The following is a 20,373-nucleotide window of genomic DNA, read 5'->3' on the forward strand; positions in this document are numbered from 1 at the left end:
GCTTTAGATAGTTAGGGGGCACAGCCCTTTCACCGGCGGCCCCTGACGCAAAACTGCGGCAGCGTTTAAACTGCGCCATTGCGACGCAATATGTCGCATTGCCGTAAACCCGTGTAAAACCGGGGTTGGCGCTATAAGAAGTTGTCGCTTGGCGACAAGGTGGCGCTCAAAACTGTCCTTACAATCCCTGCATCGCCCGCCAGTTCCAGGCAGGCGTTCCTCTTCAGGAGACTCCGATGTCCGTTGAGCAAGCCCCGGTGCAACGTGCCGATTTCGACCAGGTGATGGTGCCTACCTACGCGCCTGCCGCCTTTATCCCCGTGCGTGGCGCAGGTTCGCGCGTTTGGGACCAGGCCGGTCGCGAGCTGATCGACTTTGCCGGCGGCATCGCGGTTAACGTATTGGGCCATGCGCACCCGGCGCTGGTCGGTGCACTGACCGAACAGGCCAACACGCTGTGGCATGTCTCCAACGTGTTCACCAATGAGCCGGCGCTGCGTCTGGCGCATAAGCTGATCGACGCCACGTTTGCCGAGCGCGTGTTCTTCTGCAACTCCGGCGCCGAAGCCAACGAGGCCGCCTTCAAGCTGGCCCGTCGCGTTGCGTTCGACCGTTTCGGCAGCGAGAAGTACGAGATCATTGCCGCGCTGAACAGTTTCCACGGCCGTACGCTGTTCACCGTCACCGTCGGTGGCCAGTCCAAGTACTCCGATGGTTTCGGGCCTAAAATCACCGGCATCACCCATGTGCCTTATAACGACCTGGCTGCACTGAAGGCCGCTGTGTCGGACAAGACTTGCGCTGTGGTGCTGGAGCCGATCCAGGGTGAAGGCGGTGTATTGCCGGCCGAACTGGCTTACCTGCAAGGCGCCCGCGAACTGTGCGATGCCCACGACGCGCTGTTGGTATTTGACGAAGTGCAAACCGGCATGGGCCGTACCGGTCACCTGTTTGCCTACCAGCATTACGGCGTGACGCCAGACATCCTCACCAGCGCCAAGAGCCTGGGCGGCGGTTTCCCGATTGCCGCAATGCTTACCCGGGAAGATCTGGCCAAGCACCTGGTGGCCGGCACCCACGGCACCACCTATGGCGGTAACCCGCTGGCGTGCGCGGTGGCTGGAGCCGTGATCGACGTGATCAACACCCCCGAAGTGCTGGCCGGCGTGAATGCCAGGCACGCGCTGTTCAAGACGCGCCTGGAGCAGATCGGCACGCAATACGGCATCTTTACGCAAGTGCGCGGCATGGGCTTGCTGATCGGTTGTGTGCTCAGCGATGCGTTCAAAGGCAAGGCCAAGGACGTGTTCAACGCCGCCGAGAAAGAAAACCTGATGATCCTGCAAGCCGGCCCGGACGTGGTGCGTTTTGCGCCAAGCCTGGTGGTGGAAGAGGCGGACATCACGGAAGGGCTGGATCGTTTTGAACGTGCTGTGAAGACGTTGACGCACGCCTGATAGCGACACATTTAGCAGGCCGGACCGGATCAAATGTGGGCGGGGGCTTGCCCCCGATGGCGGTGGATCAGTCACCTGATTTATCAACTGACAAACTGCTATCGGGGGCAAGCCCCCTCCCACATTGGATCTGTGTGAACTCAGATCCCGTGCCCGGTATTTTTCCCTCTATGAGTTTTTCGAGTTAAGGAGTGACACCATGCTGGTGATGCGCCCCGCGCAAATGGCTGACCTGGGCGAGGTACAGCGTCTGGCTGCGGACAGCCCGATTGGTGTCACTTCCTTGCCGGATGATGTGGAACGCCTGAGCGACAAGATCGCCGCCAGTGAAGCCTCGTTCGCGGCCGAAGTGAGTTTCAACGGTGAAGAAAGCTATTTCTTCGTGCTCGAAGACACCGACACCGGCAAGCTCGCCGGCTGTTCGGCCATCGTTGCTTCAGCCGGCTACTCCGAGCCGTTCTACAGTTTTCGTAACGAAACCTTTGTGCACGCCTCCCGCGAGCTGAAGATCCACAACAAGATCCACGTGCTTTCCCAGTGCCACGACCTCACCGGCAATAGCCTGCTCACCAGTTTCTACGTGAAGCCTGCACTGGTCGGTTCGCCGTGGTCGGAACTCAATTCCCGGGGCCGCCTGTTGTTCGTCGCCAGCCACCCCGAACGCTTTGCCGATTCGGTGGTGACCGAGATCGTCGGCTACAGCGACGAAAACGGTGATTCGCCGTTCTGGGATGCCATCGGCCGCAACTTCTTCGACCTCAATTACGCCGCCGCCGAGCGTCTGTGCGGGCTGAAAAGCCGCACCTTCCTCGCCGAGCTGATGCCGCATTACCCGATCTATGTGCCGCTGCTGCCGGACGCAGCCCAGGAAGCCATGGGCCAGGTGCACCCGCGAGCGCAGATCACCTTCGACATCCTGATGCGCGAAGGCTTCGAGACGGATCACTACATCGACATCTTCGACGGCGGCCCGACGCTGCATGCACGGGTGTCGGGTATTCGCTCGATTGCCCAGAGCCGCGTGGTACCGGTGAAAATCGGCGAGATGGTAAGGGGCGTCGGTCGCCAGTACCTGGTGAGCAACGCGCAGTTGCAGGATTACCGTGCGGTGATGCTGGAGCTGGATTACGCGCCGGGCAAGCCGGTGACCCTGGACCTGGCGGCAGCCGAAGCCCTGGGCGTGGGCGAAGGCGCGAGTGTGCGTCTGGTTGCGGTTTAAAAAGAGAGTTTCGCGGGTGGCTGACCACAGCGGCCCGTTCGAGGAGATAGCATGATCGTTCGTCCCGTACGCAGCAGCGATTTACCGGCCCTGATTGACCTGGCGCGCAGCACCGGCACCGGCCTCACCACCTTGCCGGCCAACGAAGAGCGCCTGACCCACCGCGTGGGCTGGGCTGAGAAAACCTTTCGCGGCGAAGCCGGGCGCGGTGATGCGGACTACCTGTTCGTGCTGGAAAACGACGAAGGCCGGGTGGTGGGGATTTCGGCCATCGCCGGCGCCGTCGGCCTGCGCGAGCCCTGGTACAACTTCCGGGTCGGCCTGACGGTCAGCGCCTCCCAGGAGTTGAATATCTACCGCGAAATTCCGACGTTGTTCCTGGCCAACGACCTCACCGGCAATTCCGAGCTGTGTTCGTTGTTCCTGCACGCCGATTACCGCAACGGCCTCAACGGCCGCATGCTGGCCAAGGCGCGCCTGCTGTTTATCGCAGAGTTTGCGCAGCTGTTCGGCAACAAGATCATCGCCGAAATGCGTGGCGTGTCCAACGAAGCAGGGCGCTCGCCGTTCTGGGAAAGCCTGGGTCGACACTTCTTCAAGATGGAGTTCAGCCAGGCCGACTACCTCACCGGCGTGGGCAACAAGGCATTTATCGCCGAGCTGATGCCGAAGTTTCCACTGTACAGCTGCTTTCTCTCCGAAGACGCGCGCAACGTGATCGGCAAGGTGCATCCGGACACCGAGCCGGCGCTGAGCATGCTCAAGAGCGAAGGCTTCAGCTACCAGGGCTATGTGGATATTTTCGACGCAGGCCCGGCGGTGGAGTGTGAAACCAGCAAGATTCGTGCGGTGCGCGACAGCCAGACGCTGGTGCTGGCCATCGGCACCCCGGGAGACGACGCCACGCCGTTCCTGATCCATAACCGCAAACGCGAAGACTGTCGCATCACGGCCGCACCGGCCCGTCTGGCCGCGGGCACGTTGGTGGTCGATCCTCAGACCGCCAAGCGCCTCCAGTTGGTGGTCGGTGATCAAGTGCGTGCTGTTGCGTTGTCTGCTGCTCGGGAGTCGAAATAATGAATTCGTTGTACATCGCAGGTAGCTGGCTGGCCGGCCAGGGTGAATTGTTCGAGTCGCGTAACCCGGTCACCCAGCAAGTGCTGTGGAGCGGCAATGGCGCGACGGCCGAGCAGGTCGAGTCCGCGGTGCAGGCTGCGCGTCAGGCGTTTCCAGGCTGGGCTCGGCAGACGTTGGAAGAGCGCATCGGTGTGCTCGAAACCTTCGCCGCCACGCTGAAAAGCCGCTCCGATGAAATCGCCCGCTGCATCGGTGAGGAAACCGGCAAGCCGCTGTGGGAATCGGCGACTGAAGTCATCAGCATGGCCAACAAGATCGCCATCTCGGTGCAAAGTTATCGCGAGCGTACCGGCGAGAAGAGCGGCCCCCTGGGCGACGCCACCGCTGTGCTGCGCCACAAGCCTCACGGTGTGGTGGCGGTGTTCGGCCCCTACAACTTTCCCGGTCACTTGCCGAACGGGCATATTGTCCCGGCGCTGCTGGCGGGTAACACCGTGCTGTTCAAGCCGAGCGAGCTGACGCCGAAAGTCGCCGAGCTGACCGTGCAGTGCTGGGTCGAAGCGGGCTTACCGGCGGGCGTATTGAACCTGCTGCAAGGCGCTCGGGAAACCGGTATCGCGTTGGCGGCCAACCCTGGCATCGACGGTCTGTTCTTCACCGGTTCCAGCCGCACCGGCAACCACCTGCACCAGCAGTTTTCCGGGCGTCCGGACAAGATCCTGGCCCTGGAAATGGGCGGCAATAATCCGCTGGTGGTGGACGAAGTGGCCGATGTGGATGCGGCGGTGTACACCATCATCCAGTCGGCGTTTATCTCCGCCGGCCAGCGCTGCACCTGTGCCCGTCGCTTGCTGGTGCCGGAAGGCGCCTGGGGCGATGCCTTGCTGGCACGTCTGGTGGCGGTCAGCGCGACCCTTTCAGTGGGGGCGTTCGACCAGCAACCGGCGCCATTCATGGGCTCGGTGATTTCCCTGGCAGCCGCCAAAGCACTGATGGACGCTCAGGAACTGATGTTGGCCAATGGCGCCGTGGCGCTGCTGGAAATGACGCAACCCCGTGATCAGGCCGCCTTGCTGACCCCGGGCATCCTCGACGTGACGGCCGTGACCGAGCGCGAAGACGAAGAGCTGTTCGGCCCGCTGTTGCAGGTGATTCGCTATGCGGATTTTGCCGCGGCGATTGCCGAGGCCAACAACACCCAGTACGGCCTGGCCGCGGGCTTGTTGTCGGATTCGCAAGCGCGTTACCAGCAGTTCTGGCTGGAAAGCCGCGCCGGCATCGTCAACTGGAACAAACAACTGACCGGCGCCGCCAGCACCGCGCCGTTTGGCGGGGTCGGGGCCTCGGGTAACCATCGCGCCAGTGCGTATTACGCGGCGGATTATTGTGCGTACCCGGTGGCGTCGCTTGAAACCCCGACGTTGGCGGTGCCCGCCACACTGACCCCCGGCATTACGCTGATTTAAATGTGGGAGGGGGCTTGCTCCCGATGGCGGTGGATCAGTCATCTGATTTATCAACTGACAGACCGCTATCGGGGGCAAGCCCCCTCCCACACTTGATTTGTGGTGTGTTCAGGTAATTTGAAGCCTATAAAAACAGATGTTCGTGGAGCCTCGCCGATGAAATCCTGTGAAGTCAATTTTGACGGTCTAGTGGGGCCGACCCATAACTACGGCGGCTTGTCCTTCGGCAACGTCGCGTCCCAGAGCAACAGCCAGCAGCATTCCAACCCGAAGGAAGCGGCGTTGCAGGGACTGCAAAAAATGAAAGCGCTGATGGACATGGGCTTTGTGCAAGGCGTGCTCGCGCCCCAGGAGCGTCCGGATGTGGCCGCTCTGCGCAACCTCGGTTTCAGCGGCACCGACGCTCAGGTCATCGAGCAGGCGGCGAGGCAGGCCATGCCTTTATTGGTGGCGAGCTGTTCGGCGTCGAGCATGTGGGTGGCCAACGCCGCCACCGTCAGCCCCAGCGCCGACACGGCGGATGGCCGCGTGCATTTCACCGCTGCCAACCTCAACTGCAAATACCACCGCAGCATCGAACACCCGACCACCAGCCGCGTGCTGGGGGCGATGTTCGCCGACCAGAAGCACTTCGCCCACCACGCGGCGTTGCCGGCGGTGGCGCAGTTTGGCGATGAGGGCGCGGCCAATCACACGCGCTTTTGCCGTGAGTACGGTGAGGCCGGCGTCGAGTTTTTCGTGTTTGGCCGCAGTGCGTTCGATGCTCGCTACCCGGCCCCGCAAAAGTACCCGGCGCGCCAGACCCTCGAAGCGTCCCAGGCGGTTGCACGTCTGCACGGCCTGAAGGATGACGGCGTGGTCTACGCCCAGCAGAACCCGTCGGTGATCGATGCCGGTGTGTTCCACAACGACGTGATCGCTGTCGGCAACGGCGAGGTGCTGTTCTACCACGAGGATGCGTTCCTCAACACCGAACAGATGCTCGCCGAACTGCAGGGCAAGTTGGGCAAGCTGGGCGGCAATTTCCAGTCCGTGTGTGTGCCGCGTTCCCAGGTCAGCGTCGAGGACGCGGTGCGCTCCTACTTGTTCAACAGCCAACTGCTGACTCGGCCTGACGGCTCGATGCTGCTGATCGTGCCGGAAGAATGCCGCGCCAATCCGCGCGTCTGGGCGTACCTGCAACACCTCACGGCCTGCGGCGGGTTGATCCGCGAAGTGAAGGTGGTCGACCTCAAGCAAAGCATGCAGAACGGCGGCGGCCCGGCGTGCCTGCGTTTGCGTGTGGCGCTGAACGAAACCGAACTGGCGGCGGTGAATCCAGGCGTTATCATGACCGCGCCGCTGTACGACACCCTGACCCAATGGGTCAACAAGCACTACCGCGACAGCCTGCGCGAAACCGACCTGGCTGACCCGCAACTGCTGCTTGAGTGCCGGACGGCACTGGATGAACTGACGCAAATCCTTAAACTGGGCTCGGTTTATCCTTTCCAGATCAATTAACGCCCTACGGCTGAGAACTTTTATTTATGACCGACACCCTGAAGCTGATCCTTGAAGACACCGACGGCACCCAGCTGGAAACATCCTGCACCCGCGTTGCCGTGGTCTGGCAGGGCAAGGAGATCTGGATCCAGCATGACGGCCGTGGCCAACTGCTGATCGGCGTGGATGTGGAAGAGGGCGACGCCGAGTACGCCAACCTGTTGATGCGCCCGCTGGCGACCAACTTGATGAGCCTGCAACTGGAAATGGAACCGGCTGACGTCGAAGGTGATGACGACGACCACGTCCACGGCCCAGGCTGCAACCACTAAGGAAGCTGCTTATGCTCGCCCTCGGCAAACTGCTTGAACTGACCCTCGCCGGTCGCGAACCGGCGCAAAAAATTCAACTGACTGTCGACGGCGTGCAGATGCGCTGGCTCAGCGAGGGTGCGCTTGAAGTGCGTCCGCCCGAAGCCAGGGATAATCGCGGCGACCTGCTGCTGTCCTCCGGCATCCATGGCAACGAAACCGCGCCGATCGAACTGCTCGACCGCCTGTTGCATGGCATCGCCCGTGGGGAGATCAAACCCCGCACCCGTATTCTGTTCCTGTTCGGCAACCCCGAGGCCATGCGTCGCGGCGAGCGTTACCTTGAACTGGACGTCAACCGGCTGTTCAACGGCCGTCATGAAAGCAACATTGGCCCGGAAGCCATGCGCGCCGCCGAACTTGAACAGTTGGCCCGCAGCTTTTTCAGCCAGGCGGGCCGTTCGCGCCTGCATTACGACCTGCACACCGCGATTCGTGGTTCGAAGATCGAGCAATTTGCGCTGTATCCGTGGAAAGAAGGGCGCCGGCATTCGCGTCGTGAGCTGGAGCGCCTGCGCGCCGCCGGAATGGAGGCGGTGCTGCTGCAGAACAAGGCCTCTATCACGTTCACGGCGTTTACGTATGAACAGTTGGACGCCGAGGCTTTCACCCTGGAACTGGGCAAGGCGCGGCCGTTTGGGCAGAACCAGGGCGTGGATGTTTCCCGCCTGGAGCAGCGCCTCAAGCACATCATCGAAGGCACCGAGCCTGAGTCCGACAGCCTCGACGGCTTGAAGCTGTTCGCCGTTGCACGCGAAATCATCAAGCACAGCGATGCTTTCCTGCTGCATTTGCCGGCTGACGTGGAAAACTTTTCGGCGTTGGAAAAGGGCTATCTGCTGGCCGAAGATGTGGCCCAAACCCGCTGGGTGATCGAGGAGGAGGGTGCGCGCATCATTTTCCCCAACCCGAAGGTGAAGAATGGTCTTCGGGCCGGGATCCTTATTGTGCCGTGCAGTGAGGAGCGACTGGCTTAGTACCGAGTGCGCGGGGATAGCCCCAACTCCTTGCGCAAACCATTTTCACTGAAGGCTTCAGGGTTTGTGGTGGTCGGCGGTGTCGTGGGGTCAGCGTCGAAATCAAAGGGTGCGGCGCTCGTTGGCAAGCCGACGGCTTGCAGTTCGGTGTTGAGTACTTGCTGGGGTGGCAGCAGGCTGCCAGGTTCTGATTGCGCGCTGGTGCCCGGCAGCAAAGTGCCGGTTACGTGGTTGTAGGCGTGGCACAGTTCGTGGAACAGGGCGATGACGCTTGGGTTGTCGCCCATCACATCCTTGATGCTGTAACTGATGCTGCCACCGTAGGATGGGGCGCCGGCCTGACCGTCGTGGATAAAAGCAGCGGCTGCTCCTGCGCTGTCTAGCGGGGTGAAGTGTGCATTGGTACCCGTTTGCGACTCGTTGATCTCGATAGATCTGCCACTGGTCAGTGCGGCGCTTTCCAGTTTCGACAACAGCTTCTGACCAGTGGGCGAGGCGAGCAATAGGCGCAGGTCGTCCTTGGCCCTCTCGATGAAGTGCGTGCTGCCGTTAAAGGTGAATGCCGCATGGTTGATGGGGCGCGGTTCCACATGGACGGTGTGGGAGGCGAGTTCTCCTGGAGGGAACTTGTCCAGCTGGTCCGAGGTGATCGTTGTGTAGTCCACTGTCAGATCGCTCGTGACATTGTGGTAGGTGGTATCGGTGGGCTTGAGCTTTTCCACTTGGTTATAGCCGCCCCCGGTATAGATCACGTTGTGCTGGCCTCCAGCCTCGATCTGGTCACCACCTGGGCCACCCACGATGATATTCGGGCCACCGCCGCCAATCACGGTGTCATCGTCCTCGCCACCATCGAGAAACGACAGGGCGGTGTGCCGGCTGCCTTTGAGCATGTCTTCGCCTGGTCCGCCGTGGAAGGTGACATGACCGTCGTTGAGCGAGAGAATTTCGTCGTCACCTTCCTCACCGTCTGCGTAGCATTTGCCCCTGACGACTACGATATGATCATTGCCCTTACCACCAAAGATTGATGCGTGGTTTGCGGAGCTATCGATTCGATCTGCGCCGCCCCCAGCATGCACGACACAGGGATTAACCATAGTTCGGCCAATGCCGATTTCGTCGTCTTCGTCACCGGTGAAGAGGGCCATTACCTGGGTGTTGGAGGCTGGCTTGATGATAAAACCTTTTGCTGCGCTGATTCTAAGCATCAACGTTTGTGTTACCTGGCCGGCGGGGTGATGTTGTTCGACGATCAACTGTATCTTGCTCTGCCCCGACATGTGGAATTCCAGGGAGTCAAGCTGGCTGGCCTCGTTCATGTGTCGGAAGATCTCTATGCCTTCGCTGGCATGGATCAGTTGGCGCGGGGTACTGACGGGGGTATTGCCGTCGATATGAATGTAGCCTGAGGTGTCGAAACGGTGGAAAGGATGAGATGCCATGACCGTATGTGCTCTAGTGAAATGAGGCCTCACTAGACCGTAGACGCCAGGGCGAAAAGCGGTATTTATCTAAAACGAGACGCCCCGCTCGGGTAGAACGGGGCGTTTAAGGTGGGGCGCAGATTTTCGCTGTTTGCCGGCCGAACAGAGGCTCAAGACGAAATCGTCTCCGGGGCCGGTATGGGTGTATCAGACGGCCATCTTTTGCTCGGCACGACGGATCGCCCGCACCTTATGCAGCGTATCGGCGCACGTACGCGCAGCTTCCTGACCTTTGTGCACGAAGTGCTCGTAGAAGAACGTGGTGTGTTCGCTGCCACCGTGGAAGTGGTGTGGGGTCAGGGACACCGAGAACACCGGCACTTCAGTTTCCAGCTGCACCTGCATCAGGCCGCTGACCACCGATTGCGCGACGAATTCATGACGGTAGATCCCGCCATCCACCACCAGCGCGGCGGCGACGATACCGGCGTAACGGCCGGTCTTGGCCAGCAGCTTGGCGTGCAGGGGCATCTCGAAGGCGCCGCCGACTTCGAAGAAATCGATGTCCGATTCCTGATAACCCTGGGCGATCATTTCGGCGAGGAAGCCTTTGCGCGATTGGTCGACAATATCCTTGTGCCAGCAGGCCTGGATAAACGCGACACGCTCGCCGTGATGGTTTTTGCTTTTGCTGTCGATTGCGGTGGGTTGCATGTTCTGACTCCTGTTTAAGTAAAAAACAGGGCGTTATGAATCGAATGGGATTTAAGGGTATGCACCACTGTTTCATGCAGGCATGAGGTCAGCGCGCGGCCCTTAGGTGCCAATCCCGTTCTCTCTTCATCCGGACTATGACCGTCGGCCCCGGGATCACACCGGGTCTGCTGACCTTGTCGCCGTCCTGCCTGAGCAGTTCGAGGCGCCAAGCGCTCGCGGGCTATGCACATTGCGCGCAATTACCGCCGGTGGGGAATTGCACCCCGCCCTGAGAACGTTGCCGCCAGAACCCTGGCGGCGAAGAGTTTTTAACATGGTTTTTCTAAAACTGCACGGTTGCCGTATCGATAAGCTATATCGGTTTGTTTGGTTGGTATTCGATTGAATGCAGTGGGGACTTGATATTGCGTGGCTTTGCCCGCAGTAATCACTCACAAAAGGACTTATCCATTCCGTTAGAGGCCCCCTTCATGACCGTGATCGACCTGCGCAGCGACACCGTGACCCAACCCACCCCCGGTATGCTTGACGCGATGGCCAGCGCCGTCAGCGGTGATGACGTCTACGGCGAAGACCCCAGCGTCAACCAACTGGAAGCTGAGCTGGCCAGGCGCCTGGGTTTCGACGCCGCGCTGTTCGTGCCCACTGGCACCATGAGCAACTTGCTGGCGTTGATGGCCCACTGTGAGCGCGGCGAGGAATATATCGTCGGGCAACAGGCCCATACCTACAAATACGAAGGGGGCGGGGCGGCCGTGCTGGGTTCGATCCAGCCGCAGCCGCTGGAGGTACAGGCCGACGGCTCCCTCGACCTGAGTCAGGTGCTCGATGCCATCAAGCCCGACGACTTCCACTTCGCCCGTACCCGCTTGCTGGCACTGGAAAACACCATGCAAGGCAAGGTGCTGCCGATGACGTACCTCGCCAAGGCGCGTGCATTTACCCGTGAGCATGGCCTGGCTCTTCATCTGGACGGCGCGCGGATCTACAACGCGGCGGTCAAGCTGGGTGTGGATGCGCGTGAAATTGCCGGGCATTTCGATTCGGTGTCGGTGTGCCTGTCCAAGGGGCTTGGCGCACCGGTCGGCTCGGTGCTGTGCGGTTCCACAGCGCTGATCGCCAAGGCGCGGCGCCTGCGCAAGATGGTCGGCGGCGGCATGCGTCAGGCCGGTTCTCTGGCGGCGGCAGGCCTGTATGCCTTGGATCACCAGGTGCAGCGCCTGGCCGACGACCACGCCAATGCCCAGTGGCTGGGGGATGAGTTGCGCCAGGCCGGTTATACGGTGGAGCCGGTGCAGACCAACATGGTCTATGTGCAGATGGGGGATCGGGCGCAGGCCCTGAAAAGCTTTGCCGCCGAGCGCGGGATCAAGTTGAGCGCCGCGCCGCGCCTGCGCATGGTCACGCATCTGGATGTCAGTCGGGCACAGATCGAGCAAGTCGTGCAGACATTCGTCGCATTTTCGCAGAAATGACAGTGCAAGCCGTCTAATTGACTGTTTCTATCACATAAACACGCTGTACCACCGGCAAAGGGCCGATATAATGCGGCCCTTTGCCGTCGCTTCGTCTGATGATGTCGCGCACTGGCCTTTGGCCGCAGCCTCCGTGGAAGAACCTAATGAAAAGCGCAGAAATCCGTGAAGCCTTCCTTCGCTTCTTCGAAGAGCAAGGCCACACCCGTGTAGCCTCAAGCTCCTTGATCCCAGGCAATGACCCCACCCTGCTGTTCACTAACGCGGGGATGAACCAGTTCAAGGACTGCTTCCTGGGCCAGGAAAAGCGCGCCTACACCCGCGCCACCAGCAGTCAGAAGTGCGTACGCGCCGGCGGCAAGAACAGCGACCTGGAAAACGTCGGTTACACCGCGCGGCACCACACCTTCTTTGAAATGCTGGGTAACTTCAGCTTTGGCGATTATTTCAAGAAAGATGCGATCACCTTCGCCTGGACCTTCCTGACCGGCGTGCTGAAGCTGCCCAAGGAAAAGCTCTGGGTCACCGTCTACGCGACGGATGACGAAGCGTACGACATCTGGACCCAGCAGATCGGCGTGCCCGCCGAACGCATGATCCGCATCGGTGACAACAAAGGCGCGCCGTATGCCTCCGATAACTTCTGGACCATGGGCGATACCGGTCCGTGCGGGCCGTGCACCGAGATTTTCTACGATCACGGCGCCGACATCTGGGGTGGCCCGCCGGGTTCGCCGGATGAAGACGGCGACCGCTACATCGAAATCTGGAACAACGTGTTCATGCAGTTCAACCGCACCGCCGACGGTGTGTTGCATCCGTTGCCGGCACCGTCGGTGGACACCGGCATGGGGTTGGAGCGGATCAGTGCGGTCATGCAGCACGTTCATTCCAACTATGAAATCGACCTGTTTACCAACCTGTTGAGTGCCTCGGCTGCGGCCATTGGTTGCGCCAATGAGGGCCAGTCTTCGCTCAAAGTGGTATCGGACCACATCCGTTCCTGCGGTTTCCTGATTGCCGATGGCGTACTGCCGTCCAACGAAGGCCGTGGCTATGTGCTGCGCCGCATTATCCGTCGCGCCTGCCGCCACGGTAACAAACTGGGCGCCAGCGGCAGCTTCTTCTACAAGATTGTGGCTGCGCTGGTGGCCGAGATGGGCGACGCTTTCCCGGAACTCAAGCAGCAACAAGCCAACATCGAGCGGGTTCTCAAGGCTGAAGAAGAGCAGTTCTCCAAGACCCTGGAGCACGGCCTGAAAATTCTGGAGCAGGACCTGGCAGAGCTCAAAGGTACTGTCGTGCCGGGCGACGTGGTGTTCAAGCTTTACGACACCTACGGTTTCCCGATGGACCTGACCGCCGACATCGCCCGTGAGCGCGAGCTGACCGTCGATGAGGCCGGTTTTGAGCGCGAAATGGAGGCCCAGCGCGTGCGCGCGCGTTCCGCCAGCTCGTTTGGCCTGGACTACAACACCTTGGTCAAGGTTGATGTGCCCACCGAGTTCATCGGCTACAAGGCAACCGCGGGCTCCGCCAAAATCGTTGCCATTTATAAAGACGGCAAGTCAGTCGACGTGCTGAGCGAGGGCGATGAAGCGGTTGTGGTGCTGGATCAGACCCCATTCTATGCCGAGTCGGGCGGGCAAATCGGTGATTGTGGTTTCCTCAGTTCGACGTCCGGTCGTTTCGATGTGCGCGACACCACCAAGACCGGTGGTGCGTTTCTGCATCACGGTGTGTTGGTGCTGGGCAACCTGGCCGTCGGTGCGCCAGTGGATACCCAGGTCGATGCCGACGTACGCCATGCAACTGCGTTGAACCACTCGGCCACTCACTTGCTGCACGCTGCGTTGCGTCAGGTGCTGGGCGAGCACGTCCAGCAGAAGGGCTCGTTGGTCGACAGCCAGCGCCTGCGCTTCGACTTCAGCCATTTTGAGGCGATCAAGTCCGAGCAGATCAAAGCGCTTGAAGATATCGTCAACGCTGAAATTCGCAAGAACTCCCCGGTGGAGACTGAGGAGACGGATATCGAAACCGCCAGGAAGAAGGGCGCCATGGCGCTTTTTGGCGAGAAGTATGGCGACGAAGTGCGCGTATTGAGCATGGGCGGCAGTTTCTCGGTGGAACTGTGTGGCGGTATCCACGCCAATCGCACCGGTGACATCGGCCTGTTGAAAATCATCAGCGAAGGCGGTGTGGCCTCGGGTGTGCGTCGTATCGAGGCGGTGACCGGTGCTGCGGCGCTGGCCTACCTCAATGCCGCCGAAGAACAACTCAAGGAGGCGGCCGGCCTGGTCAAGGGCAGCCGCGACAATCTGATCGACAAGCTGTCCGCCGTGCTTGAGCGCAACCGCGCGCTGGAGAAACAGCTGGAGCAGTTGCAGGCCAAGGCAGCCAGTGCCGCGGGCGACGATCTGTCGGCCTCGGCGGTTGACGTCAAGGACGTAAAAGTCCTTGCGGCGCGCCTGGACGGTCAGGACGGCAAGGCGTTGCTGGCCCTGGTCGATCAGTTGAAGAACAAGCTCGGCCGCGCAGTGATCCTGCTCGGCAGTGTCCATGAGGATAAGGTCGTTCTGGTTGCCGGTGTAACCAAGGACCTGACTGGCCAACTCAAAGCCGGTGATTTGATGAAGCAGGCTGCTGCGGCAGTGGGCGGCAAGGGTGGTGGTCGTCCGGACATGGCGCAAGGCGGTGGTGTGGATGCCGGCGCCCTGGACGCGGCCCTGGCCTTGGCCGTGCCGTTTGTCGAGGCAGGTATTTAAGGCGCTGTTAATGAGCCCATGGTCTAGTCGTGGGCTCGCTCGGTTGCTGGAAGATTCGTTTATTGGGCGCCCCTTTACGGGCTGAGGCGGCTTAGAAATGGCTTTGATCGTACAGAAATTCGGAGGCACCTCGGTCGGTTCTGTCGAAAGAATCGAGCAGGTCGCCGACAAGGTTAAGAAGTTCCGTGATGCCGGTGACGACCTGGTGGTGGTGCTGTCGGCCATGAGCGGCGAGACCAATCGCCTGATCGACCTGGCCAAGGCCATCAGCGGTGATCAACAACCGCTGCCACGTGAGCTGGATGTCATTGTGTCCACCGGTGAGCAGGTGACCATTGCGCTGCTGGCCATGGCGTTGAACAAACGCGGTGTGTCAGCGGTGTCCTACACTGGTAGCCAGGTGCGCATTCTTACCGACAGCGCACATACCAAGGCGCGCATCCTGCAGATCGACGATCAGAAGATTCGTGCCGATCTGAAGGCTGGACGCGTGGTGGTTGTAGCCGGTTTCCAGGGTGTGGACGAGCAGGGCAACATCACCACCCTGGGGCGTGGCGGTTCGGACACCACGGGCGTGGCGCTGGCAGCGGCTCTCAAGGCTGACGAATGCCAGATTTATACCGATGTGGATGGCGTCTACACCACCGATCCGCGCGTTGTATCCGTGGCCCAGCGCCTGGACAAGATCACCTTTGAAGAGATGCTGGAGATGGCCAGCCTCGGTTCCAAGGTGTTGCAGATCCGTGCGGTGGAGTTCGCCGGCAAGTACAACGTTCCGCTGCGCGTATTGCACAGCTTCAAAGAGGGTCCGGGCACCCTCATTACTATTGATGAAGAGGAATCCATGGAACAGCCGATCATTTCCGGCATCGCTTTCAACCGCGATGAAGCCAAGCTGACGATCCGTGGCGTGCCAGACACTCCAGGTGTGGCCTTCAAGATCCTCGGCCCTATCAGCGGTGCGAATATCGAAGTCGACATGATCGTGCAGAACGTTTCGCACGATAACACCACCGATTTCACCTTTACCGTGCACCGCAACGAGTACGATGCGGCCGAGCGTATCCTGCAGAACACTGCGAGAGAGATCGGCGCCCGTGAAGTGATCGGTGATACCAAGATCGCCAAGGTGTCGATCGTGGGTGTGGGCATGCGCTCCCACGCCGGTGTTGCCAGCCGTATGTTTGAAGCGCTGGCCAAGGAAAGTATCAACATCCAGATGATCTCTACATCGGAGATCAAAGTCTCGGTGGTGATTGAAGAGAAGTACCTCGAGCTGGCTGTGCGCGCGCTGCATACCGCCTTTGAGCTGGACGCTCCGGCCCGACAGGGCGAGTGATGCGATGCCAGGAAGGCGCGGCTTACCGCGCCTTTCATTTTTTTGTTGAGCGCATGTTCTTTGGCGTGGGCTCGACAATACTTAGGCGGTAGGGCTACGACCGTCTGGTTGTAGGTCGAATGCCTTTTTTTTGCAGACTGTTGTTCCTGAAATGAATTGCGTGAGGTGAAAGGTATGTTGATTCTGACTCGTCGTTGCGCAGAAAGCCTGATTATCGGTGATGGCGAAATCACCGTGACCGTGCTCGGCGTCAAAGGCAATCAAGTGCGTATCGGGGTTAACGCTCCGAAAGAGGTAGCGGTCCATCGCGAGGAAATCTACCTGCGGATCAAGAAAGAGAAGGACGAAGAACCAAGCCTTTAATTTTTATCGTTTTTTATGTTTGCAAACGGGGAGGAACGTGGTTAATATACGCCCCGTGTTGCGGAGAGCTGGCCGAGTGGCCGAAGGCGCTCCCCTGCTAAGGGAGTACACCTCAAAAGGGTGTCGGGGGTTCGAATCCCCCGTTCTCCGCCATTATTTGCTTAGTACGTTGCAATCTGGTTTTTTCGGTAAGTTGTTGAAAATACTCGAAAAAATAGCTTTACATAGAGATTGAACGGCCTATAATGCGCGGCAACAAATGCACTCGTAGCTCAGCTGGATAGAGTACTCGGCTACGAACCGAGCGGTCACAGGTTCGAATCCTGTCGAGTGCACCATTTAAGAGTTGCTTGCAGTAATGCAGGTAACTTGCTTCAACCAGTTGTGATCTGGTCTAAAAAGCACAATCTGCACTCGTAGCTCAGCTGGATAGAGTACTCGGCTACGAACCGAGCGGTCACAGGTTCGAATCCTGTCGAGTGCACCATACAAACAAAAAGCCCGCCTAGTGCGGGCTTTTTGCCGTCTGGCGTTCGTGTAGGTTTTATCCTGGCGTGTGCCTTTTTCTATTTCCCATGTGTTCTCCCTTCCAGCTACGTCGTCGCAGTTCATAGATGCAGCCATTACTTAGCTTCGGCTTGCAAGCGCTTGTTCTTTCCAGTTTTTTGACGTTAAAAGCGGTCGGTCGGTGTATCATGCGCCGGTCAGCCCCGCCGGGGCTTGTGGAATGCCTCCATGGACTTACCCAGTAGTTACTCAGTACCCCGCTTTACCAATCATGAATTGACTGATTGATCCTTCCGGCGCGCCCCGCTGCTGGGAGTGGAGTTCGCCTATGACCGAAGTAGAAGTAAAGAAAACACAGGAAAGCCTGCAGGATCGTCTGGCTCAAGTTATCGAGCTGCTGCAGCGCCAGCGCGTGGTCGAAGACCTCACGCACCGCCAGGAAGGTCCGCACCACGACCGCGTCGAAAACCTGGTCCACCGGCAAAATCTCGTTGAGCTGCAACGCAAGCTCGATGACCTGCACTCCGCCGACGTTGCTTATATTCTCGAAGCCTTGCCGCTGGATGATCGACTGACGCTGTGGCAGTTGGTCAAGGCTGATCGCGACGGCGACATTCTTCTCGAAGTGTCCGATTCGGTTCGCGAAACCCTGATTGCCGACATGGACGATCATGAGCTCCTGGCTGCGGCCAAGGAGATGGACGCGGACGAATTGGCCGACCTGGCGCCTGAATTGCCGCGTGATGTCGTTCATGAACTGATGGAGGCATTGGACACCCAGCAGCGTGAGCGTGTGCGTTCGGCACTGTCTTATGATGAAGACCAGGTCGGCGCGCTGATGGACTTCGAGATGGTCACCATCCGGGAGGATGTCAGCCTGGAAGTGGTGCTGCGCTACCTGCGTCGTCTCAAGGAGCTGCCTGGCCACACCGACAAGCTGTTTGTGGTCGACTACGAAGGCATCCTCAAGGGCGTATTGCCCATCAAGCGCCTGCTGGTAAATGATCCGGAGAAAAAAGTTGCTGACCTGATGGCCAGCGATACCGTGAGCTTTCATCCTGATGAAGATGCCTACGACGCAGCCCAGGCTTTTGAGCGTTACGACTTGATCTCAGCCCCGGTGGTCGACAAGAACGGCAAGCTGATCGGCCGTCTGACAATCGATGAAATCGTCGACTTGATTCGCGAAGAGAGTGAAACCGAAGTCCTCAACATGGCAGGTTTGCGTGAAGAGGAAGACATTTTTGCGTCAGTCTGGCGTTCGCTGCACAACCGTTGGGCCTGGCTGGCGGTCAATTTGATTACCGCGTTTATCGCGTCTCGCGTGATCGGGCTGTTTGAAGGTTCCATCGAAAAGTTGGTGGCCTTGGCAGCATTGATGCCGATAGTGGCTGGGATCGGCGGCAATTCCGGTAACCAGACTATCACTATGATTGTACGTGCCATGGCATTGGACCAGGTCAGTACCGCTAATTCTTCGCGTCTGCTGCGCAAGGAGTTGGCGGTAGGCCTTATCAATGGCCTCGTATGGGGCGGAGTGATAGGGGTGGTGGCCTACTTGCTATATGGCAGTTGGTCGCTGGGCGTGGTGATGACCGCCGCCATGACCCTCAATTTGCTGTTGGCTGCCTTGATGGGGGTCCTGATCCCCATGACCTTGGCGCGTCTGGGGCGCGACCCTGCCATGGGGGCCAGCGTGATGATTACGGCCATGACCGACAGTGGGGGCTTTTTCATCTTCCTGGGCTTGGCCACAATCTTCCTGCTCTGACCTTCCTGCGAGGGCAAGTCTGCCCTCGCTTCCCTTGCACAAATCCCACGCAAAAAAAAGCCAGCATATAGCTGGCTTCGGCTTTCAAGTGTAAATCAATTGGCTTCTGCGGCCGCCTCTACGTCGTGCGCGATCAGCGAAACGAGAGCATTTTGCTGGCGGTGGGAAAGCTGACGAAAACGCTGCAGCAGTTCGCGTTCGTGCAGTGACAGCTCCGGGCTGTCCAGACGCATGCTTAACTCTTCACCCAAGGCACCTTCCTGAATAAGGCTCTGTTCCAAGCGAGCGATGATTTCGGAGTTCATGCTGCGATGATGATTGCGAGCCACCTCGGCAATGCGTTCCCGCATTCCGTCTGGCAGACGTACGACGAACTTGTCAGCCGTACGGCTGGAATAAATTGCCTGTTTCAATGGGCGCATATATTTAACCGGTTAGTTCAGGGGAGCGGTTTCTGGAATTGGCCGCAAGATGAGTGTTAAGACAAGGCTCACGACCAAAGTTCAACCCGAATTGCAAAGAGGCCGCATCATGCCTCAGATTTGACATTTCCTTGGCGTCAATTCTGTGACAAATATTGAACCGCCTACAGGCTTTATGCCAGCACTGATTTGCGTTTTTGCGGACTGGTTGGAAAAGTTTTTGCGCGGATCGGGCATTCCTGATCCTCACGCGAACCTTATCCGGCATCGGACTGAAGGGCGCACACCGGGAGTAATATGGCCTTTTGCCCTCATCTGTAAGGGTAGTGGCAGTTTGCTGATTTACTAGCGCGGGGCGACGTAAGGTAGGGAGAGGCTTGAGGTGAGATGAGGAGAGGAGGGCTAGCGCAACACCGGGTCGAATTTGATACGGCGACCGACGGCAAGCGACACGATCAGCAGGCAGCCGAACACCGCGCTGGCGATGAATGCGAGGGTTGCGTTTTCTTGCATACCGTTACTCAAGCCCAGGAGGGCTGTCACAAGCGTCAGGCAAAGAAATAACCATGCAGATTTGGACATGAGTAGCGCTCTCAAAATACCCAGTGTTCGGATGCGGTGGCGGCTTGCGTGCCTTGGGTCAAGCGAATTGGCGATTGGGCATTGGCGGTCATCACTGCCAACTGTGGGCGTTGCTGCAGATGGTGGGGCACGGGTTGATTGATCTGAGCGGAGTCTTGCGAATCGGCAGGCTGGAAGTGAAAAGTTGCCAGCGCGGCCAGTGCCAATGCGTTCAGACCGAGCAAAAGGGCGCTGTTCATGATTTCTTCTCCGTATGCCTGTGTAAAATCGGTTTTGTAGAAGAACTATTGCAGCTCTCGTGCCAACCCATTAATTCAATATAAACAATAGCTTGCGGGTGAATCGAGGTTGTGGTGCATTGCAATTTGCAATGATGGCAATTTGCCGGGATGCAATCTGCACGATGGCGTAGGGCGCCCGAATGTAATGTGTCGCCACATGCATGTGCATGCAGGATTGGCCTACGATCAAAAAGCCAACGGATGACATGACAAACTTTACCGTGGCCGTTAACATGCACGCCGTCCGTCGCTGAGCCTTTGGCTCGACGATCGCGACTTGTCCCAGTAGCTCAATTGGATAGAGCATCCCCCTCCTAAGGGGAAGGTTGGCCGTTCGAACCGGCCCTGGGACACCATCTCCTTCGCTTTATCTTATTGGCGTTCGCCATACGTAATACCCTCGCTCGCTCCCTCAGCCTCGCCATGATCTCTCCCGAAAAGCGGGGGGTGTCTTCAGCTGGTTGGTCCGCAAACTACCGCTTCTGAACGCCTTGGTTGTTCATCTATATAGAAGGGCGGCGACCTTGAAGGAAATCTCCATTTTTTTTGGATTAAGCGCTTGACGCCCTTGGTGAGTTCTGTAGAATTCGCCTCCCGCTTACGAGAGATCGCAAGCGCAAGTGGTTGAAGTTGTTGAAGAAATCTTCGAAAACTTCTGAAAATAACCACTTG

Annotated in this window: 18 protein-coding genes, 4 tRNA genes and 1 riboswitch; of the genes, 16 read left to right on the top strand and 6 right to left on the bottom strand. The window is 59.0% G+C overall.

The genetic code is table 11. The annotated features are described in order from the left end of the window. The first annotated feature begins 236 nt into the window (after positions 1 to 236). The 7 genes from PspCFBP13528_RS26810 (at position 237) to astE (ending at position 8,052) form a co-directional block, all read left to right on the top strand. Positions 237 to 1,457 carry an aspartate aminotransferase family protein gene (locus PspCFBP13528_RS26810; RefSeq protein ID WP_065950563.1) on the top strand — a complete coding sequence of 407 codons (1,221 nt, stop codon included), beginning with the start codon at positions 237 to 239 and terminating at the stop codon, positions 1,455 to 1,457. A 199-nt stretch (positions 1,458 to 1,656) separates the two neighbouring features. After that, positions 1,657 to 2,676 carry an arginine/ornithine succinyltransferase subunit alpha gene (gene aruF, locus PspCFBP13528_RS26815; RefSeq protein ID WP_065950562.1) on the top strand — a complete coding sequence of 340 codons (1,020 nt, stop codon included), beginning with the start codon at positions 1,657 to 1,659 and terminating at the stop codon, positions 2,674 to 2,676. A gap of 51 nt (positions 2,677 to 2,727) precedes the next feature. Continuing rightward, positions 2,728 to 3,753, top strand: coding sequence for an arginine N-succinyltransferase (astA, locus tag PspCFBP13528_RS26820; RefSeq protein ID WP_065950561.1), 1,026 nt, complete (start codon positions 2,728 to 2,730; stop codon positions 3,751 to 3,753). After that, entirely contained in the window at positions 3,750 to 5,219 is a 1,470-nt protein-coding gene (astD, locus tag PspCFBP13528_RS26825; RefSeq protein WP_162515439.1) for a succinylglutamate-semialdehyde dehydrogenase, read from the top strand. The genes astA and astD overlap by 4 nt, the downstream gene beginning before the upstream one ends. A gap of 156 nt (positions 5,220 to 5,375) precedes the next feature. Next, positions 5,376 to 6,722 (top strand): N-succinylarginine dihydrolase, encoded by a 1,347-nt coding sequence (gene astB, locus PspCFBP13528_RS26830; protein ID WP_137201867.1) that lies wholly within the window; start codon positions 5,376 to 5,378, stop codon positions 6,720 to 6,722. A 26-nt stretch (positions 6,723 to 6,748) separates the two neighbouring features. Continuing rightward, positions 6,749 to 7,036: a hypothetical protein gene (locus PspCFBP13528_RS26835; protein WP_003175651.1), complete on the top strand. Its 288-nt coding sequence runs from the start codon at positions 6,749 to 6,751 to the stop codon at positions 7,034 to 7,036. A gap of 11 nt (positions 7,037 to 7,047) precedes the next feature. Beyond that, the gene (gene astE, locus PspCFBP13528_RS26840) at positions 7,048 to 8,052 is read left to right on the top strand and encodes a succinylglutamate desuccinylase (RefSeq protein ID WP_137201868.1); all 1,005 of its coding nucleotides are present in this window, start codon (positions 7,048 to 7,050) and stop codon (positions 8,050 to 8,052) included. Here the strand turns inward: astE and PspCFBP13528_RS26845 are convergent. Continuing rightward, positions 8,049 to 9,497 (bottom strand): M91 family zinc metallopeptidase, encoded by a 1,449-nt coding sequence (locus PspCFBP13528_RS26845; protein WP_137201869.1) that lies wholly within the window; start codon positions 9,495 to 9,497, stop codon positions 8,049 to 8,051. The genes astE and PspCFBP13528_RS26845 overlap by 4 nt on opposite strands. Positions 9,498 to 9,686: 189 nt before the next feature. After that, on the bottom strand, positions 9,687 to 10,193 hold the full coding sequence (locus tag PspCFBP13528_RS26850; RefSeq protein ID WP_137201870.1) for a 6,7-dimethyl-8-ribityllumazine synthase: 507 nt from the start codon (positions 10,191 to 10,193) through the stop codon (positions 9,687 to 9,689). A 113-nt stretch (positions 10,194 to 10,306) separates the two neighbouring features. After that, a riboswitch (FMN riboswitch) is annotated at positions 10,307 to 10,476 on the bottom strand. Between the two features lie 190 nt (positions 10,477 to 10,666). Here PspCFBP13528_RS26850 and ltaE point away from each other — a divergent pair. The 8 genes from ltaE to mgtE all read left to right on the top strand — a co-directional run bounded on the left by ltaE (position 10,667) and on the right by mgtE (position 18,416). After that, positions 10,667 to 11,671, top strand: coding sequence for a low-specificity L-threonine aldolase (gene ltaE / locus PspCFBP13528_RS26855; RefSeq protein ID WP_137201871.1), 1,005 nt, complete (start codon positions 10,667 to 10,669; stop codon positions 11,669 to 11,671). A gap of 146 nt (positions 11,672 to 11,817) precedes the next feature. Next, the gene (gene alaS / locus PspCFBP13528_RS26860) at positions 11,818 to 14,436 is read left to right on the top strand and encodes an alanine--tRNA ligase (protein WP_101221315.1); all 2,619 of its coding nucleotides are present in this window, start codon (positions 11,818 to 11,820) and stop codon (positions 14,434 to 14,436) included. A 97-nt stretch (positions 14,437 to 14,533) separates the two neighbouring features. Then, positions 14,534 to 15,775: an aspartate kinase gene (locus PspCFBP13528_RS26865; RefSeq protein ID WP_137201872.1), complete on the top strand. Its 1,242-nt coding sequence runs from the start codon at positions 14,534 to 14,536 to the stop codon at positions 15,773 to 15,775. 174 nt (positions 15,776 to 15,949) lie between these two features. Next, positions 15,950 to 16,138 carry a carbon storage regulator CsrA gene (gene csrA, locus PspCFBP13528_RS26870; RefSeq protein ID WP_003175645.1) on the top strand — a complete coding sequence of 63 codons (189 nt, stop codon included), beginning with the start codon at positions 15,950 to 15,952 and terminating at the stop codon, positions 16,136 to 16,138. A 62-nt stretch (positions 16,139 to 16,200) separates the two neighbouring features. Then, positions 16,201 to 16,291, top strand: a tRNA-Ser gene (locus PspCFBP13528_RS26875). A gap of 108 nt (positions 16,292 to 16,399) precedes the next feature. Further along, positions 16,400 to 16,476: transfer RNA gene (locus PspCFBP13528_RS26880), tRNA-Arg, on the top strand. 72 nt (positions 16,477 to 16,548) lie between these two features. Further along, positions 16,549 to 16,625: transfer RNA gene (locus PspCFBP13528_RS26885), tRNA-Arg, on the top strand. 348 nt (positions 16,626 to 16,973) lie between these two features. Continuing rightward, complete coding sequence (gene mgtE, locus PspCFBP13528_RS26890) at positions 16,974 to 18,416, top strand: magnesium transporter (RefSeq protein WP_065950554.1); 1,443 nt, start codon at positions 16,974 to 16,976, stop codon at positions 18,414 to 18,416. A gap of 95 nt (positions 18,417 to 18,511) precedes the next feature. Here the strand turns inward: mgtE and PspCFBP13528_RS26895 are convergent, their stop codons facing one another. The 3 genes from PspCFBP13528_RS26895 to PspCFBP13528_RS26905 form a co-directional block, all read right to left on the bottom strand. Beyond that, positions 18,512 to 18,838, bottom strand: a complete 327-nt coding sequence (locus PspCFBP13528_RS26895) for an Arc family DNA-binding protein (RefSeq protein WP_003193592.1) — start codon at positions 18,836 to 18,838, stop codon at positions 18,512 to 18,514. Between the two features lie 402 nt (positions 18,839 to 19,240). Then, positions 19,241 to 19,420 (bottom strand): PA3371 family protein, encoded by a 180-nt coding sequence (locus PspCFBP13528_RS26900; protein ID WP_137201873.1) that lies wholly within the window; start codon positions 19,418 to 19,420, stop codon positions 19,241 to 19,243. A gap of 11 nt (positions 19,421 to 19,431) precedes the next feature. Then, complete coding sequence (locus PspCFBP13528_RS26905) at positions 19,432 to 19,659, bottom strand: hypothetical protein (RefSeq protein ID WP_137201874.1); 228 nt, start codon at positions 19,657 to 19,659, stop codon at positions 19,432 to 19,434. A 321-nt stretch (positions 19,660 to 19,980) separates the two neighbouring features. Here PspCFBP13528_RS26905 and PspCFBP13528_RS26910 point away from each other — a divergent pair. Continuing rightward, positions 19,981 to 20,057: transfer RNA gene (locus PspCFBP13528_RS26910), tRNA-Arg, on the top strand. Between the two features lie 97 nt (positions 20,058 to 20,154). On the opposite strand, the gene PspCFBP13528_RS27725 is transcribed toward PspCFBP13528_RS26910, so the two are convergent. After that, the coding region (locus PspCFBP13528_RS27725; protein ID WP_206666802.1) for a hypothetical protein at positions 20,155 to 20,373 on the bottom strand (219 nt) is incomplete at its 5' end.

The organism is Pseudomonas sp. CFBP13528 (genome assembly GCF_005233615.1).
GTDB classification, from domain to species: Bacteria; Pseudomonadota; Gammaproteobacteria; order Pseudomonadales; family Pseudomonadaceae; genus Aquipseudomonas; species Aquipseudomonas fluorescens_AM.